Annotated in this window: 13 protein-coding genes; 9 read left to right on the plus strand and 4 right to left on the minus strand. The window is 72.6% G+C overall.

The window, feature by feature from the left end; all coding sequences use genetic code 11:
- Window positions 1–346: 346 nt before the first annotated feature.
- From ACIBEC_RS34065 to ACIBEC_RS34090, 6 genes are all read left to right on the plus strand, one after another.
- Window positions 347–2,458, plus strand: coding sequence for a DNA topoisomerase IV subunit B (locus ACIBEC_RS34065; RefSeq protein ID WP_360505997.1), 2,112 nt, complete (start codon window positions 347–349; stop codon window positions 2,456–2,458).
- A gap of 156 nt (window positions 2,459–2,614) precedes the next feature.
- Window positions 2,615–3,100, plus strand: coding sequence for a DUF1453 domain-containing protein (locus ACIBEC_RS34070; protein ID WP_360506000.1), 486 nt, complete (start codon window positions 2,615–2,617; stop codon window positions 3,098–3,100).
- An 81-nt stretch (window positions 3,101–3,181) separates the two neighbouring features.
- A complete protein-coding gene (locus tag ACIBEC_RS34075) occupies window positions 3,182–4,357 on the plus strand; it encodes a histidine kinase (protein ID WP_360506003.1) in 1,176 nt (391 codons plus the stop codon).
- The gene (locus ACIBEC_RS34080; protein WP_360506006.1) at window positions 4,354–5,046 is read left to right on the plus strand and encodes a response regulator transcription factor; all 693 of its coding nucleotides are present in this window, start codon (window positions 4,354–4,356) and stop codon (window positions 5,044–5,046) included. The genes ACIBEC_RS34075 and ACIBEC_RS34080 overlap by 4 nt, the downstream gene beginning before the upstream one ends.
- 127 nt (window positions 5,047–5,173) lie before the next feature.
- Window positions 5,174–5,854 (plus strand): DUF485 domain-containing protein, encoded by a 681-nt coding sequence (locus ACIBEC_RS34085; protein ID WP_360506009.1) that lies wholly within the window; start codon window positions 5,174–5,176, stop codon window positions 5,852–5,854.
- Complete coding sequence (locus tag ACIBEC_RS34090; RefSeq protein WP_360506011.1) at window positions 5,851–7,653, plus strand: cation acetate symporter; 1,803 nt, start codon at window positions 5,851–5,853, stop codon at window positions 7,651–7,653. Before ACIBEC_RS34085 ends, ACIBEC_RS34090 begins: the two co-directional genes overlap by 4 nt.
- A gap of 143 nt (window positions 7,654–7,796) precedes the next feature.
- Here the strand turns inward: ACIBEC_RS34090 and ACIBEC_RS34095 are convergent, their stop codons facing one another.
- Window positions 7,797–8,483 carry a response regulator gene (locus ACIBEC_RS34095; protein WP_360506014.1) on the minus strand — a complete coding sequence of 229 codons (687 nt, stop codon included), beginning with the start codon at window positions 8,481–8,483 and terminating at the stop codon, window positions 7,797–7,799.
- On the minus strand, window positions 8,483–10,078 hold the full coding sequence (locus tag ACIBEC_RS34100; RefSeq protein WP_360506017.1) for a sensor histidine kinase: 1,596 nt from the start codon (window positions 10,076–10,078) through the stop codon (window positions 8,483–8,485). Before ACIBEC_RS34100 ends, ACIBEC_RS34095 begins: the two co-directional genes overlap by 1 nt.
- Before the next feature lie 304 nt (window positions 10,079–10,382).
- Here ACIBEC_RS34100 and ACIBEC_RS34105 point away from each other — a divergent pair, with 304 nt between their 5' ends.
- From ACIBEC_RS34105 to ACIBEC_RS34115, 3 genes are read left to right on the plus strand one after another with little or no spacing between them, the layout of a single operon-like run.
- Window positions 10,383–11,207, plus strand: coding sequence for an ABC transporter ATP-binding protein (locus tag ACIBEC_RS34105; RefSeq protein WP_360506020.1), 825 nt, complete (start codon window positions 10,383–10,385; stop codon window positions 11,205–11,207).
- Window positions 11,197–12,066 carry an ABC transporter permease gene (locus ACIBEC_RS34110; protein WP_360506022.1) on the plus strand — a complete coding sequence of 290 codons (870 nt, stop codon included), beginning with the start codon at window positions 11,197–11,199 and terminating at the stop codon, window positions 12,064–12,066. The genes ACIBEC_RS34105 and ACIBEC_RS34110 overlap by 11 nt, the downstream gene beginning before the upstream one ends.
- Window positions 12,067–12,104: 38 nt before the next feature.
- Window positions 12,105–13,181 carry an ABC transporter substrate-binding protein gene (locus ACIBEC_RS34115; RefSeq protein WP_360506025.1) on the plus strand — a complete coding sequence of 359 codons (1,077 nt, stop codon included), beginning with the start codon at window positions 12,105–12,107 and terminating at the stop codon, window positions 13,179–13,181.
- A gap of 154 nt (window positions 13,182–13,335) precedes the next feature.
- On the opposite strand, the gene ACIBEC_RS34120 is transcribed toward ACIBEC_RS34115, so the two are convergent.
- Complete coding sequence (locus ACIBEC_RS34120) at window positions 13,336–14,238, minus strand: sucrase ferredoxin (RefSeq protein ID WP_360506028.1); 903 nt, start codon at window positions 14,236–14,238, stop codon at window positions 13,336–13,338.
- Window positions 14,239–14,335: 97 nt separating this feature from the next.
- Window positions 14,336–16,786: a DNA topoisomerase IV subunit A gene (locus tag ACIBEC_RS34125; RefSeq protein WP_360506031.1), complete on the minus strand. Its 2,451-nt coding sequence runs from the start codon at window positions 16,784–16,786 to the stop codon at window positions 14,336–14,338.
- Window positions 16,787–16,824 lie beyond the last annotated feature (38 nt).

Genomic DNA, 16,824 nt, shown 5'->3' on the forward strand with positions numbered 1-16,824 from the left:
GTCCGAGGTCCGCGTAGCATAATCCTCTGCCGGGTTGGAGCATAAGCCCCGTCCCAGGCCCCGGTAGCCTGCATAACGGCAGTTCCGGAGCCTGCGCCGGTCCCACGATCCGCCAGGACCGGTGCTACCGGGAGGAGATGGCGCCCCCGGGGCCCACGCCCCGGCGCGGTCCTTGTTCGCGCAGCGCGTACAAGCTGCGCGGGGCCCGGCCGACGTGCTGCACGCCCGGCGGAGGGGTGCGGGCACGCAGAGCGACGGATGTCGGTGCGGCGTGCTGCACTGGCGTTTGGTCCGGATCCGTCCGGATGTGACCGATGAGACAGAACTTCACCGAGGAGAGTGCCGCGTGAGTGCCGAAACGACCGTGCCGTCCGCGCTGCTGGCCGGCGACGACGGTTCCAACTACACCGCGCGGCACCTGCTCGTCCTGGAGGGCCTTGAGGCGGTTCGCAAGCGCCCCGGCATGTACATCGGCTCGACCGACAGCCGCGGCCTGATGCACTGCCTCTGGGAGATCATCGACAACTCCGTCGACGAGGCGCTCGGCGGCTACTGCGACCGCATCGACGTCGTGCTGCACCCGGACTCCTCGGTCGAGGTCCGCGACAACGGGCGCGGCATCCCGGTCGACGTCGAGCCCAAGACCGGACTGTCCGGTGTCGAGGTCGTGATGACCAAGCTGCACGCCGGCGGCAAGTTCGGCGGCGGCTCCTACGCGGCCTCCGGCGGTCTGCACGGCGTCGGCGCCTCGGTGGTGAACGCCCTCTCCGCCCGGCTGGACGTCGAGGTCGACCGCGGCGGCCACACCCACGCGATCAGCTTCCGCCGCGGCACCCCGGGCATCTTCACCGAGACCAGCCCGGACGCGCCCTTCGAGCCCGCCAACGGGCTGACCAAGGCCCGCAAGGTGCCGAAGACCCGCACCGGCACCCGGATCCGCTACTGGGCCGACCGGCAGATCTTCCTCAAGGACGCCAAGCTCTCCCTGGAGACGCTGCACAGCCGCGCCCGGCAGACCGCCTTCCTCGTCCCCGGCCTGACCATCGTCGTGCGTGACGAACGGCTCACCGAGAGCGAGCAGATCGACGAGTCGGTCTTCCGCTACGACGGCGGCGTCGCCGAGTTCTGCGAGTTCCTGGCCCCCGACAAGCCGGTCTGCGACGTGCTGCGGCTGCGCGGCGAGGGCACCTTCAAGGAGACCGTGCCGGTCCTGGACGAGCTCGGCCACATGACCCCCACCGAGGTCACCCGCCACCTCGGGGTGGACATCGCGCTGCGCTGGGGCACGGGCTACGACACCACCCTGCGCTCCTTCGTCAACATCATCGCCACCCCCAAGGGCGGCACCCACGTCACGGGCTTCGAGCGCTCGCTGGCCAAGACCGTCAACGAGGCGCTGCGGGCCGGCAAGCTGCTGCGCGTCGCCGAGGACGACGTCACCAAGGACGACGCCACCGAGGGCCTCACCGCGGTGGTCACCGTCCGGCTCGCCGAGCCGCAGTTCGAGGGCCAGACCAAGGAGGTGCTCGGCACCTCGGCGGCCAACCGGATCGTCGCCGCCGTCGTCGCCAAGGAGCTCAAGGCCTTCCTCACCTCGGCCAAGAAGGACGAGAAGCTCCAGGCGCGGGCCGTGCTGGAGAAGGTCGTCGCGGCCGCCCGCACCCGGGTCGCGGCCCGCCAGCACAAGGAGGCCCAGCGCCGCAAGACCGCGCTGGAGACCAGCTCGCTGCCCGCGAAGCTGGCCGACTGCCGCAGCGACGACGTCGACCGCAGCGAACTGTTCATCGTCGAGGGCGACTCCGCGCTCGGCACCGCCAAGCTCGCCCGCAACTCCGAGTTCCAGGCGCTGCTGCCGATCCGCGGCAAGATCCTCAACGTGCAGAAGGCCTCGGTGAGCGACATGCTCAAGAACGCCGAGTGCGCCGCGATCATCCAGGTGATAGGGGCCGGCTCGGGCCGCACCTTCGACATCGACCAGGCCCGCTACGGCCGCGTCATCTTCATGGCCGACGCCGACGTCGACGGCTCGCACATCCGTACCCTGCTGCTGACCCTCTTCCACCGCTACATGCGGCCGATGGTCGAGCAGGGCCGGGTCTTCGCCGCCGTGCCGCCGCTGCACCGGATCGAGCTCACCAACCCCAAGCGCGGCCAGGAGAAGTACCACTACACCTACTCCGACGCCGAACTGCGCTCCACCCTGTTGGAGTTCCAGCGCAAGGGGCTGCGTTGGAAGGACCCGGTGCAGCGCTACAAGGGTCTGGGCGAAATGGACGCCGACCAGCTGGCCGAGACCACCATGGACCCGCGCCACCGCACGCTGCGCCGGATCAACCTGGGCGACCTGGAACAGGCCGAGAGGATCTTCGACCTCCTGATGGGCAACGACGTCGCCCCGCGCAAGGAGTTCATCGTGGACTCGGCGGCCACCCTGGACCGCTCGCGCATCGACGCCTGACGCACCCCGTCCGGCCGGGCCCTCCACCCACGGGTGGAGGGCCCGCGCGCTTTCCGTTCCACCCGAGGTCCACCCCCGCTCCGATCAGGGGGAACGGCCCGGTCCGTAGCGTCGGAGAGGTCAGCACAAGCCCTTCCGTCGGGACGGAGAAGTTCGATGAGCGCCCTTGCCAACCTCCTCGTGATCGCGGTGGTGATGGTCGCGGTGGTCCAGCGCCAGATGCGTGTCCAGCGCCTCGACACCGAGCGCCGCTTCTGGCTGCTGCCGCTGATCCTGGGCGTGGTCGCACTGCGCGACCCGCAGATCATCGACCATCAGCACACCGGGCTCTCGATCGCCCTGCTGGCCGCCGGACTGGTGACGGTGCTCGCGATGGGCTCCCTCTGGGGCTGGACCGTCCGGCTCTGGCGGGACGCCGACGGCACCGTCCTGGCCAAGGGCACCAAGGCCACGATGGCCGCCTGGGGCGGGATGATCGCCGTCCGGGTCGTCCTGTACGGGATCGGCTCGGCGCTGCACGTCCACCAGTCGGGCAGCGCGCTGATGCTGGGCATGGCGGTCATGCTGCTGGTCCGCTCGCTCGTGGTGAACTGGCGGGCCCGGATGCTGGAGCCCGTCGAGCGGACCGCCGTGCTGCGGTGATCTCGTCGAGACCCTGTCGAAGGACCGCAGTGATCCCCCGTCGGTGAGCCCTGAGCCGCCGTGAGCACCGAGGAGGCACCCGTGGCCGCGTGGTACCGGACCCGCTGGCCGTCCCGCGAGGGGCTGGAGCGTGAGGCCGAGAGCCGGCCGCGGCGGGTCCTCAGCGTGTTCGGTCGGATCGTCCTGCTGGCCGTTGTCGGCTGGGGGACCTTCTCCGACGGCAAGTACGCCGGCTGGGCGGCGGTGGCCGCGGCGGCCGGGCTGGTCGCGGCCGTCGCGCTCTGCGCGCTCTACCTGCGCGTCACCCGGGAGCAGCGCCCGACGGCCTCGTACCTGCTGTCGGCCGCCCTGATCGGTGCCGCCTGGCTCGCCAACCGGGGGCTGGCCTACACGCTGGCCGACTTCCTCTGGATCGGGCTGGCCGTGACGGTGCTGATCCGGCTGCCGCTCGCGCCCGCCCTGCTCGCGGCGGTGGCCGCGCTGGGCTCGTACACGGCCGCTTCCCCGGCGAGCTGGCTCAGTATCTCCGCCACCGTCGGCGGTTCCGTCCTGCTCGGCTACCTGCTGCGGCTGGACGTCGAGGCGCGCGGCACCGCGCGCCGACTGCTCGAACAGGAGCGGGCCGCGCGGGCCGCCGAGGCGGAGAGCGCGGCGCTCGCCGAACGGGCCAGGATCGCCCGGGAGATCCACGACGTGCTCGCCCACAGCCTCTCCGCGCAGCTCGTCCACCTGGAGGCGGCCCGGCTGATGCTGGAGCGCGACACCGATCGCGAGCAGATCCGCGAACGGGTCGTCGCCGCCCGGCGGATGGCGCAGGACGGGCTGGCCGAGACCCGGCAGGCGCTGTCCGCGCTGCGCGGCGAGTTCACCCCGGTCGGGGACTTCCTGGTCGAGCTGACCGGCCGGGAGCGGGCCGCCCTCGTCGTCACCGGCACGCCCCGGCCGCTCGCCGCCGAGCCGGCCCTCGCGGTGCGGCGCACCGCGCAGGAGGCGCTGACCAATGTGCGCAAGCACGCGCCCGGCGCCCGCTGCTCCGTCGAACTGCGCTACCTGGACGGGGTCGTGGAGCTGGAGGTGCGCAACACCCGCCCGCCGCGCGGCCAGTCCGCGGGTGAGCTGTCGCCGGGGGAGCTGGCCGGCAGCGGCAGCGGGTACGGTCTGCTGGGAATGCGCGAACGCGCGGAACTGCTCGGAGGCACGCTGCTGGCGGGCCCGGAGGACGGAGGGTGGCGCGTGCTGCTGCGGGTGCCGGCATGACGGCGGCGGTCACCAGGGTGCTGGTGGCGGACGACCAGACGGTGGTGCGCGAGGGCATCGTGATGCTGCTGGGGCTGCTGCCCGGCATCGAGGTGGTCGGCGCGGCGGGCGACGGGGAGGAAGCCGTCGCCCTGGTGGAGCGCCATCACCCGGACGTGGTGCTGATGGACCTGCGGATGCCGCGCTGCGACGGCGTCGAGGCGACCCGGCGGATCCGGGCGGCGCACCCGGAGACCGAGGTCGTGATCCTCACCACCTACGCCGACGACGACTCGCTGTTCCCGGCACTGCAGGCCGGGGCGCGCGGCTACCTCACCAAGGACGCCGGCGCCGAGGAGATCGCCCGGGTCGTCGCGGACGTCCGCGCGGGCGCGGCCGGGCTCTCGCCGCAGGTCCAACTCCGGCTGCTGGAAAGGCTGTCGGAGCAGCCGGGCCGGTCCGCGCCGACGGCCGAACGGCCCGCCGTACGGCCGGGGAAGCTGCCCGACGGGCTGACCGTCCGGGAGGCCGAGGTGCTGGCGCTGATCGCGCAGGGGCTCTCCAACGCCGAGATCGCCCAGCGGCTGTTCGTCAGCCAGGCCACCGTGAAGACGCACATCAACAACCTGTTCGCCAAGACCGCGGTCCGGGACCGGGCGCAGGCGGTCGCATACGCGTTCCGACACGGAATCACCGGTACGCAGCAGTAGTCGTATGAGTGCCTGTCAGATGATCGATCACCTCATCGAGTGAACGCATCTGCGGTGGTCGGAGGCGCTGTCCGGCGGCCCCCATCATGGTTCGGGTCAGAACGTCCGGCCGGGCCCAGGAGCAGCAGTGCCACAGCAGCAGACGAGCAGTCCCGGGCAGGGAGAGCGATTCGACTGGTGGGCCGCTCCGGCTGCCCCCACCCTGTCCGCCACCCCGTCCGGCAGCCCGGCCGACGTCCCGTCCGGAGCCACGTCCGAGCCGTTCGAGCCGTCGGCACCGCACCGCCGATCGGCCGTGCCGACGCAGCCCGCGCCAGCCCGGCCGGCCTCGGCGGGCACGGCTCCGGCGCGTACGGCCCCCGCCCGTGCGGAGCGGTCGGCACCGGTCGCGGCCGAGCCCGTCGCCGCGCCGGCCGACCGGGCCGCCGTCCCGCCGATCCGCCCGGACGCCCCGGTCGTCGACGCCGCTCCGGCGGCCGTTCCGGAGGCCGCCGACAGCACCGAGGTCTACCGGGCGGTCCAGGCCAGCGCGCCCTTCCAGGACATCCGCCGCAGCTACCGGTCGTTCGTCTTCCCGGTCACCGGTGGCTTCCTCGGCTGGTACCTGCTGTACGTCGCCGCCCAGGCGGCCGCCCCCGACCTGATGCGCACCCAGGTGGCCGGGCCGTTCAACGTGGCCTGGCTGCTCGGCCTGCTGCAGTTCGCCTCCACCTTCCTGCTCACCTGGCTCTACGCCCGCAACGCCCGGACCAAGCGCGACCGCGCCGCCCTGGGCCTGCGCTGGGACACCCAGGACCAACTGCGATGACGAGCGTGATGACCACACTGATGACCGGCCCGGTGAGGAACGCGGTGACGACCGTGCTGACGACCGCCACCCCGCCCCCCGTCGCCCCCACCGGCGACCACCACTCGCTCGCGATCGTGCTGTTCGCCGTCGTCGTCCTGGTCACCCTCGGCATCACCCTCTGGGTCGGCCGCCAGGGCAACGCCGCCGAGGACTTCTACGCAGGCGGCCGCGACTTCACCCCGCTGCAGAACGGCTTCGCCCTCTCCGGCGACTACCTCTCCGCCGCCTCCTTCCTCGGCGTCGCCGGGCTGATCGCCCTGTACGGCTACGACGGCGTGCTTTACAGCATCGGCTTTCTGGTCGCCTGGCTGGTGGTGCTGATGCTGGTCGCCGAACTCGTCCGCAACGCCGGCCGGTACACCCTGGCCGACGTGCTCGCGCTGCGGCTGCGCCGACGCAAGGTGCGCGCCGCGGCCGGTGGCGCCAGCGTCGTCGTCACCCTGCTCTACCTGGTCGCCCAGATGGTCGGCGCCGGCTCGCTGGTCGCCCTGCTGCTCGGCACCGACAGCCCGCAGGCCCGGACCTGGACCATCATCGCGGTCGGCGCCCTGATGATCGTCTACGTGACGATCGGCGGGATGCGGGCCACCACCTGGATCCAGATCATCAAGGCCTTCCTGCTCACCGCCGGCTCGGTGCTGCTCACCGTGCTGCTGGTGGTCCGCTTCCACGGCGACCTCGGCGAACTGATGCGCCAGGCCGCGCAGCACAGCGGCACCGGACACCGCTACCTGGAACCCGGGCTCAAGTACGGCCGCACCTTCACCAGCCGACTGGACTTCTTCAGCCTCGGCCTCGCCCTGGTGCTCGGTACCGCCGGCCTGCCGCACATCCTGTCCCGCTTCTACACCGTGCCCACCGCGCGCGCCGCCCGCCGCTCCACGATGTGGGCGATCGGCCTGGTCGGCGGCTTCTACCTGATGGCGATCGTGCTCGGCCTCGGCGCCACCGCACTGGTCGGCTCGGCCGAGGTGCGGCACGCCAACTCGGCCGGGAACACCGCCGTGCCGCTGCTCGCCCTGGTGCTCGGCGGCGGCAACGGCAGCACCGGCGGGGTGGTGCTGTTCGCGCTGATCTCGGCGATCGCCTTCGCCACCATCCTCGCCGTGGTCGCCGGACTGACCCTGGCCTCCTCGGCGGCCTTCGCCCACGACATCTGGGCCGGGGTCTGGCGCAACCGGCCCCGGCGGCGCCCCCGGGCACTGCGCGACCGGGGGCGCCGCCGTCGGGCCGAGGCCGTCCCGGCGTCCCGGTCGTCGGAGGGCGTCGCGGCCTCCCGGGCTGCGGAGGAGCCCGGGCCCGGGGCCGCCGAGCGGCAGGAGATCGTCGTCGCCCGGATCGCGGCCGTCGGGATCGGCGCGGCGGCGATCGTGCTCAGCCTCTACGCGCAGCAGCTGAACGTCGCCTTCCTGGTCGGCCTGGCCTTCGCCGTCGCCGCCTCCTCCAACCTGCCCGTGCTGCTGTACAGCCTGTTCTGGTCGCGGTTCACCGTCCGCGGCGCGGTCTGGTCGGTGTACGGCGGTCTGGTCCCGGCGATCGTGCTGGTGTTCTTCTCACCGGTGGTCTCCGGCACCAAGGTGGCGCTGTTCCCCGGCGTCGACTTCCACTGGTTCCCGCTGGAGAACCCCGGCATCGTCTCCATCCCGCTCGGCTTCCTGGCGGGCTGGATCGGCACGGTCACCTCGCCCGAGCCGGCCGACGCGGACCGCTTCGCCGAGCTGGAGGTGCGTGCCCTCACCGGTGCGGGCGCGGCCTGAGCCGTCGCGCCCGGGGAACCCCGGCGGGCCTGAGGCCGCCGGGGTTCCCCCATGTCCGGGGCCCTGCGGCGCCGGGCCCGGTGCCACCAAGTCGGGACTGCTGCCACCCGGCCGGGACTGCTGCCACCCGGCCAGGACCGGGGCTACGCCCGAGCCGCCAGCCCGTAGCGGTGCTCCGGGCGGCCGGTGTCGCCGTACCGCAGGGTCAGCCGCAGCCGACTGTCCCGTTCCAGCTGCTTGAGGTAGCGCTGCGCCGTGGAGCGGCTCAGCCCGGTGGCGTCGGCGACCTCCTGGGCGGACAGCGGCCGGCCCGCCCGGCGCAGCACGCCCATCACCAGGTCGGTGGTCGGCGCCGAGTGCCCCTTGGGTAGGGTCCCGGCCGGGGCGGCGGCGCTACGCAGGGTCGCGAACAGCCGGTCCACCTCGTCCTGGCCGGCCTCCCGGGCCGGTGCGGCCAGCGCGTGCCGCAGCTGCGCGTACGCCGCCAGCTTGTCCCGCAGCCCGGCGAAGGTGAACGGCTTGACCAGGTACTGCAGCGCGCCGTGCTGCATCGCGGCATGCACCGTCGACACGTCCCGGGCGGCGGTCACCATCATCACGTCGCAGGCCACCTGGCGTTCCCGCAGCCGGCGCACCAGGGCCAGGCCGGTCTCGTCGGGCAGGTGGTGGTCGAGCAGCAGCAGGTCCACGGGGCGGCGTTCCAGCGAGGCCAACGCCTCCCCGGCCGAGTGCGCGGTGCCGGTGACCCGGAAGCCCGGCACCTTGGCCACGTACGCGGCGTGCACGTCGGCGACCCGGAAGTCGTCGTCCACCACGAGTACGTCGATCATCAGGCCTCCACGAGCCGATCGGTGAGCAGGGCCTCGGGCAGCTCGACCGTGAACCGGGCGCCGCCCATCGGCCCGGCGTCGAGCACGATCCGGCCGCCGGTCCGTTCGACCAGCCGCCGCACCATCGCCAGTCCCAGTCCGCGCGGACGGTGCGCGGGTGCGTCCTTGCTGGTCCACCCCTCCTCGAAGACCTGCTCGCGCAGCTCCTCCGGCACGCCCGGGCCGCTGTCCGCGACCTGCAGCAGCAGGGTCGAGCCGGACGCCGCCAGGCTCACCTCTGCCCGGCCGCCCCCACCCGGCGTCAACGCGTCCACCGCGTTGTCGATCAGATTGCCGAGCACCGTCACCAGCGCCCGGGCGTCCACCACCGCGTCCGGCAGGTGCGCCGCCGGGGCCAGCGCCAGCCGGACCCCGCGCTCCTGCGCCACCGCCGTCTTGCCTGCCAGCAGCGCCGCGACGTGCGGATCCTGCACCTGCTCGGCGATCCGGGCGGCGACCACGGCGTGCGAGCCGGACTGCTCCGAGATGAACGCCACCGCCTGCTCGTGGCGGCCCAGCTCCAGCAGGCCCAGCAGGGTGTGCATCCGGTTGGCGTGCTCGTGGTCCTGGGCGCGCAGCGCCTCGGTCAGGCTGCGGGTGGTGTCCAGCTCGCGGACCAGCGACTCCAGCTCGGTACGGTCGCGCAGTGTGACCACCGCGCCCCGCTCGGGGGTCGCCATCCGGTTGACCACCAGGACCCGGTCGTCCCGGACGGCCGGCAGATCGGCGCCGGTGATCCGCCCGGTCAGCACGTCGGCCAGCCGGCCCGGCGGCAGCACCTCGGCGATCGGGCGGCCGGTGCAGTCCTCGGGCAGGCCGAGCAGCCGGACCGCCTCGTCGTTGGCCAGCCGGATCCGGCCGCGCTCGTCCAGCGCCACCATGCCCTCGCGGATGCCGTGCAGCATCGCCTCCCGCTCCACCAGCAGCGCGGAGATGTCGGCCAGCGCGATGTTGTGGGTGCGGCGCTTGAGCCGACGGGCCAGGGCGAGCGTGGCGACCGTACCGGCGGCCAGGCCGGCGCCCGCGCACAGCAGGATCCCGGTGAGCATCTTCAGCAGCCGGCGCCGGATCGAGTCGTCGCTGATGCCCACCGACACCTCGCCGACGATCCGGCCGTCCGTCATCCGCAGCGGCACCTTGCCGCGCGCGGTGCGGCCCAGGGTGCCCTGCTGGATCGCGGTGATGCTGCGGCCGCCCAGCGCCGGCTCCGGGTCGGTGCTGACCCGCTGGCCGATCCGGCCGGGGTCGGTGTGCGAGAGCCGGATCCCGTCCAGGTCGGTGACCACCACGAAGCTGGCGCCGGTGGCCAGGCGGATCTGTTCGGCGTTGCGCTGCGCGGTGACCACGTCGCGGGTGTCGGCGGCCCGGGCGATCGTCTCGTCGGTGGCGGTGGCCTGGGCGATCGACAGCGCCCGCTGCATCGCGTCGTGGTCCAGCTCGCTGCTGACCGGGGCCAGGAACAGCCCAGCGGTCACGGTGGTGACACCGACGGTGACGACGGTCTGGCTCAGCAGCAGCTGGGCGAAGACCCGGCGGGGCCAGTGGGGGAGCTTCATCCGGGCCTCCTCTCGGCAGCTTCGGGCGGTTCTGCGGGGGTGGGGGCGCAGGGGCGGGTCTGCGGGGGTGGTTCTCGGGGTGGTTCTGCGGGGTGGGGAGCGTCCTCGGGAGGGGCGGGACACGGGGGTCGGGACACCCTACGTTTCCGGCGTGTTTCTGTCAGCCGCGTCCCCGCAGTTGTAGCGGAAGCAAAACGAGCAGAACACCCCTCTATGCGGAGAAGTCGCAGTACGCGGAGAAGGCTCCCGCCGGGGCCGGGCCGCTCCTACCTTTCCGGGGCAAGCACTGACCCGGGAGGATCGAATGAGCACAACCCCGGCGATCGAGCTGACCGGCGCGACCAAACGGTTCCGCACCCCCTCCGGGGCCCTGCACACCGCCGTCCGCGATCTCGATCTCACCGTCGCCCAAGGCGAGTTCGTCGCCGTTGTCGGGCCCACCGGCTGCGGCAAGTCGACCACGTTGACCCTGGTCAGCGGCCTGGAGGAGCCCACCGAGGGCGAGGTCCGGGTGTACGGCGAGCCCGTCAGCGGGATCGACCCGAAGGTCGGGTTCGTCTTCCAGCAGGACGCCGTCTTCCCCTGGCGCACCGTCCTGTCCAATGTCATGGCCGGCCCGCGTTTCCGCGGCGTGCCCGCCGCCGAGGCCAAGGAGCGGGCCCGGGACTGGCTGGGCCGGGTCGGCCTCGCCGCCTTCGAGGACCGCTACCCGCACCAGCTGTCCGGCGGCATGCGCAAGCGCGTCGCGCTCGCCCAGACCTTCGTCAACGACCCGGCGATCCTGCTGATGGACGAGCCGTTCTCGGCGCTGGACGTGCAGACCCGCGCCCTGATGTCGGACCAGTTGCTGGAGCTGTGGGCCGGCACGAGTTCCTCCAGGGGCGCGGCGTCGGTCGTCTTCGTCACCCACGACCTGGACGAGGCCATCGCGCTCGCCGACCGGGTCGTCGTGATGACCGCCGGACCGGCCACCGTCAAGGAGATCTTCACCGTCGACCTGCCACGACCGCGCAGCGTGGAGGCCGTCCGGCTGGAACCGAGGTTCGTCGAGCTGTACCGCGAGATCTGGGCCTCGCTCGGCGAAGAGGTGCGCATCACCCGGGAGAGAGGAGCGGGTCGTGCCGCTTGAGACCGCGTCCGCCGTCGCCGGGAAGCCCCCGGCCGTCACGACGAGAACCGAGGCCCGCGAACGGGCCGCCCGCAACCGGAAGTTGGGTGTCTACGGCGCCCGGGGGGTGGTCCTGGTCGCCTTCCTCGGGCTCTGGGAGGTCTGCGCCCGCACGGACGTCATCGACCCGTTCAACTTCTCGCAGCCGTCGAAGATCTGGGACCAGATCTGGCAGTGGATCACCCACGGCACCGCGCAGGGCTCGCTCGGCGAGCAGATCGGCTACACCCTCTACGAGGCCCTCACCGGCTGGGTGATCGGCGTCATCGGTGGTGTGCTGCTGGGCATCGCGCTCGGCCGGATCCGCTTCCTGGCCGACGTGTTCGGGCCGTACATCAAGGTGCTCAACGCCATCCCGCGCATCGTGCTCGCGCCGATCTTCCTGATCTGGTTCGGCCTCGGCCCGGCCTCCAAGGTCGCCTCCGCCGTGGTGCTGGTGTTCTTCCCGGTGTTCTTCAACGCCTTCCAGGGCGCCCGCGAGGTGGACCGCAACCTCGTCGCCAACGCCCGCATCCTCGGCGCCGACAACCGCAAGGTCACCCTCCAGGTGGTCATCCCCGCCGCCACCACCTGGATCTTCACCAGCCTGCACGTCAGCTTCGGCTTCGCGCTGATCGGCGCCATCGTCGGCGAGTACATCGGCGCCACCAAGGGCCTCGGCCTGCTCGTCGCGGCCGCCCAGGGCACCTTTAACGCGGCCGGTGTGTACGCCGCCATGACCATCCTCGCCGTCGTCGCGCTGCTCACCGAGGGGCTGCTGACCTTCGCCGAGAAGAAGCTGTTCCGCTGGAAGCCCGCCGACGCGGGCGACGGCCGCTGACACCCCCCGCCGGCAAGAAGAGAGAGGCACCCCCACCCATGCGCCCCAACCCGACCGGCAGAGCCGCTGCCGCCGCCCTCGCCGCCGTCCTGCTCCTCCCGCTCTCCGCCTGCGCCAACGACGCCGCCACCGCCGGCCACGGAGCGGTCGCCGCCCCGGCCGGGCAGCAGGTCGACGGGCCCAAGGTCAAGATCATGGTCGGCGGCCTGGACAAGGTCATCTACCTGCCCGCGATGCTCACCCAGCGGCTCGGCTACTTCGCCGAGGCCGGCGTCAACGTCGAGCTGATGACCGAGCCCGCCGGCGTCAACGCCACCACCGCCCTGCTCGCCGGGGACGTCCAGGGCGCCGTCGGCTTCTACGACCACACCATCGACCTACAGGCCAAGGGCAAGAACGTCGAGTCCGTGGTGCAGTTCGCCCAGGCGCCCGGCGAGGTCGAGGTGGTCTCCACCAAGCAGGCCGACGCCGTCAGGTCCGGCGCCGACTTCAAGGGCAGGAAGCTCGGCGTCACCAGCCTCGGCTCCTCGACCGACTTCCTCACCAAGTACCTCGCGGTCAAGAACGGCACCGCCGTCAGCGAGTTCAGCCCGATCGCGGTCGGCGCCGGCCAGACCTTCATCGCCGCGCTCCAACAGGGCAGCATCGACGCCGGGATGACCACGGACCCGACCGTGGCCACCATCCTGGACAAGGGCCTCGGCAAGGTCCTCTACGACATGCGCACCCCCGAGGGCTCGCGCCAGGCGCTCGGCGGCCTGTACCCGTCGTCCTCGCTGTACATGAACATCGACTGGGTGGAGAAGAACAAGGACACCACCCAGAAGCTCGCCAACGCCTTCGTGAAGACCCTCAAGTGGATGTCCACCCACACCCCCGAGGAGATCGCCGCGAAGATGCCCGCCGACTACGGGCAGGGCGGCGCCGACCAGTACGCGGCGGCGATCAAGGCGACGCTGCCGATGTTCACCACGGACGGCGTGATGCCGGCCGACGGTCCGAAGACCGTGCTCTCGGTGCTTGCGGCGTTCCACCCGGACGTCAAGGGCAAGGAGGGGTCGATCGACCTGTCCAAGACGTACACCACCGAGTTCGTCGGCAAGGCCACCGGCTGAGCCCCTGCTGCCGCGGTCCCGCGCTCACCCCCACGGGCGCGGGGCCGCTCTTCGTTCGCTCGGACCCTTGCCGGAACCCTGGTCAGACCCCTTGTCGGGCCACTTTTCGGACTCCGGGTCGGGCCGATTTTCGGACTCCTGGCCAGGCTCCTCGTCAGATCCCCCGCACGGACAGCACGTCCATGCGGGACGGCGTCCCCGCCGTCTTGCCGCAGCTCTCCGGACGCGGCGGCTCGCTCGCCGACTCGATCACGTCCACCTCCCAGGCCCGGCCGTCCTGGTGCAGCACCGTCACCAGCCAGCGGCCCGCGCCGTCCGGCCGCTGGCTGAGCGTCAGCGCGTCCACGCCGGTCTCGCCGGTCGCCAGCCGCACCGCGTGCTCGGCCGCCTGGCCCGGGCGCTCCCAGCCCGAGCAGCCGCGCGACCACGCCGGCACCATGTGCCCGGACGCCGTCGCCGCCAGCACCTCCTTGGCGCTCTCCGCCGTCAGCCGTCCGTACGCGTAGCCGTACGGCAGCACCAGCATCGTCGGGGAGAAACGGTGCCCGCCCAGGTGGGTCACCTCCCACACCTCGCTGTGCCCGGCCGCCGCCAGCTCCGCCGCGAGTGGACGGCCCAGCAGCGCGCAGCAGCGGTCCCGCCGCCCGTTGGTGCACACCAGCGCCACCGGGCCGCCGACGTGCTCCGCCCCGAAGCCCGTGTGGTCACCCGCGCCGAGCGCCGCGAAGTCCAGCCCCAGCAGCTCCGCCGGGTCCGTCACCCCCGCCCGGCGCACCCAGCCGCGGCCCGGCACCGTGTGCGCCACGATCACCTCGTGCCGCGCCGTCGGCAGGCAGTCCGCGTGCCGCCCCGGCCGCCGGATCAGCGCCACCCGCACGCCCGTCCCCGCCGCGGCCTCCTCCAGCGCCTGACCGAGCGCCGCGTCCAGATGGCTCTCGCGCAGGGCCTTCGCACCCCACGGCCCGTTCTGCTCCACCAGCAGCCAGGTGCTCGCCACCGCCGCCGTCGCGGCCAGCGGCTCCGAAAGTTCACGCGACAACGTCGCACAGGTGCTCACCCGGGCAAGGCTACCCTCACCGTCTGCCGCGGCCGTCGAGCCCCGGAAACGGCGGAGGGAGGGACACCCCGCGAGGCGTCCCTCCCCCCGTTCGCCGCTACGCCGGGCCGGCGACCACCGCGATGGGCGTGGTGACCGGGATGCCGGAGCCGTCGCGGCGGGGGTCGCGGTCGGGCAGGTCGACCGGGGCGCCCTTGGCGGTGGCGGCGCGGGCCGGGGCGGCGCCGGCCCAGGCGAAGGCCAGGGCGTCCTCGCCGCGCAGGAATCGCTGGCAGCGGACGCCGCCGGTGGCGCGGCCCTTGCGCGGATACTGCTCGAACGCGGTGACCTTCCAGGTCGTCTGCTCGCCGTCGGACAGCGTGCCGGAGGTCGTGGCGACCGAGACCACCACGGCGTCGGTGGCCGGGTCCACCGCCGTGAAGGACAGCACCCGCGCCCCGTCGGACAGCTTGACGCCCGCCATGCCGCCGGCCGGACGGCCCTGCGGGCGGACCTGGCCCGCCGGGTAGCGCAGCAACTGCGCGTCCGAGGTGATGAAGACCAAGTCCTCCTCACCGGTGCGCAGTTCGATCGCGCCGACCAGCTCGTCACCCTCCTTGAGGGCGATCACCTCGAACTCGTCCTTGTTCGCCGGCCACTCCGGCACCACCCGCTTCACCACACCCTGCAGGGTGCCCAGCGCCAGCCCCGGCGAGGACTCGTCCAACGTGGTCAGCGCCAGCACCCGCTCCCCGGCCTCCAGCCGCAGGAACTCGCCCACCGCAGCCCCGCCCGCCAGCGTCGGCGACGGCGTCGGCGGCAGCGCGGGCAGGTCGATCACCGGCAGCCGCAGCACCCGGCCCGCGGACGTCACCACGCCCACGTCGGCACGCGCCGTCGCGTGCACCGCCGACACGATCACGTCGTGCTTCGCCCGCTTCTCCGACAGCTCGAACGGCTCGCCGTCCGCCGTCCGCGCCAGCAGCCCGGTCGAGGACAGCAGCACCCGGCACGGGTCGTCCGCGACCTCCAATGGCACCGCCAGCGCCGCCGACGGCGCCGCCCCCGCCTCCAACAGGACCGTCCGCCGCTCCGTGCCGAACTGCTTGGCCACCGCGCCCAGTTCGGACGACACCACGCTGCGCAGCCGGGTGTCCGAATCCAGGATCTCGGTCAGCTCCGCGATCTCCGCGGTCAGCTTCGCCTTCTCCTGCTCCAGCTCCACCCGGTCGAACCGGGTGAGCCGGCGCAGCGGGGTGTCCAGGATGTACGCCGTCTGCGTGTCTGACAGCGAGAAGCGCTCCATCAGGCGCTCCTTCGCCTGCTGCGCGTTGTCACTCGACCGGATGATCGCGATGACCTCGTCGATGTCGAGCAGGGCCACCAGCAGGCCCTCGACCAGGTGCAGCCGCTCCTCGCGCTTGCGGCGGCGGAAGTCACTGCGTCGGCGCACCACGGTGAAGCGGTGGTCGACGTAGACCTCCAGCAGCTCCTTCAGACCCAGCGTCAGCGGCTGCCCGTCCACCAGCGCCACGTTGTTGATGCCGAAGGTCTCCTCCATCGGCGTCAGCTTGTAGAGCTGCTCGAGCAGCGCCTCCGGCACGAAGCCGTTCTTGACCTCGATCACCAGCCGCAGCCCGTGCTCGCGGTCGGTCAGGTCCTTGACGTCCGCGATGCCCTGCAGCTTCTTCGCGTTGACCAGGTCCTTGATCTTCGCGATGACCTTCTCCGGGCCGACGTTGTACGGCAGCTCGGTGACCACGATGCCCTTGCGGCGGGCCGTCACCGCCTCCACCGTCGTCGTCGCCCGGATCTTGAAGGTGCCGCGGCCGGACTCGTAGGCGTCCCGGATCCCCGACAGGCCCACGATCCGCCCGCCGGTCGGCAGGTCCGGACCGGGGACGAACCGCATCAGCGTGTCCAGGTCCGCGTTCGGGTGCTTGATCAGGTGCCGGGCCGCCGCCACCACCTCGGACAGGTTGTGCGGCGGCATGTTCGTCGCCATGCCCACCGCGATGCCCGTCGCACCGTTCACCAGCAGGTTCGGGAACGCGGCCGGCAGCGCCAGCGGCTCCCGCTCGCTGCCGTCGTAGTTCGGGCCGAAGTCGACGGTGTCCTCGTGGATCGACTCCACCATCGCCATCGACGCCGCGGTCAGCCGCGACTCGGTGTAACGCATCGCGGCCGGCGGGTCGTCGTTGCCCAGCGAACCGAAGTTGCCGTGCCCGTCGATCAGCGGCAGCCGCATCGAGAACGGCTGGGCCATGCGCACCACGGAGTCGTAGATCGACGCGTCACCGTGCGGGTGCAGCCGGCCCATCACCTCGCCCACCAGGCGCGCGCACTTCACGTGCCCGCGCTCCGGGCGCAGGCCCATCTCGTTGGCCTGGTACAGGATCCGGCGGTGCACCGGCTTCAGACCGTCCCGCGCGTCGGGCAGCGCACGCGAGTAGATCACCGAGTAGGCGTACTCCAGGAAGGAGCCCTGCATCTCGTCCACGACATCGACGTCGAGGATCCGCTCCTCGAAGTCTCCGGGCGGCGGGGTCTGCGAACTGCGGCGGGCCATCGCGGCGGGGCTCCCTTACGTGTCGCTGGCTGTGTCTA

The sequence above is a fragment of the Kitasatospora sp. NPDC051164 genome, from assembly GCF_044455625.1.
Classification (GTDB): Bacteria; Actinomycetota; Actinomycetes; order Streptomycetales; family Streptomycetaceae; genus Kitasatospora.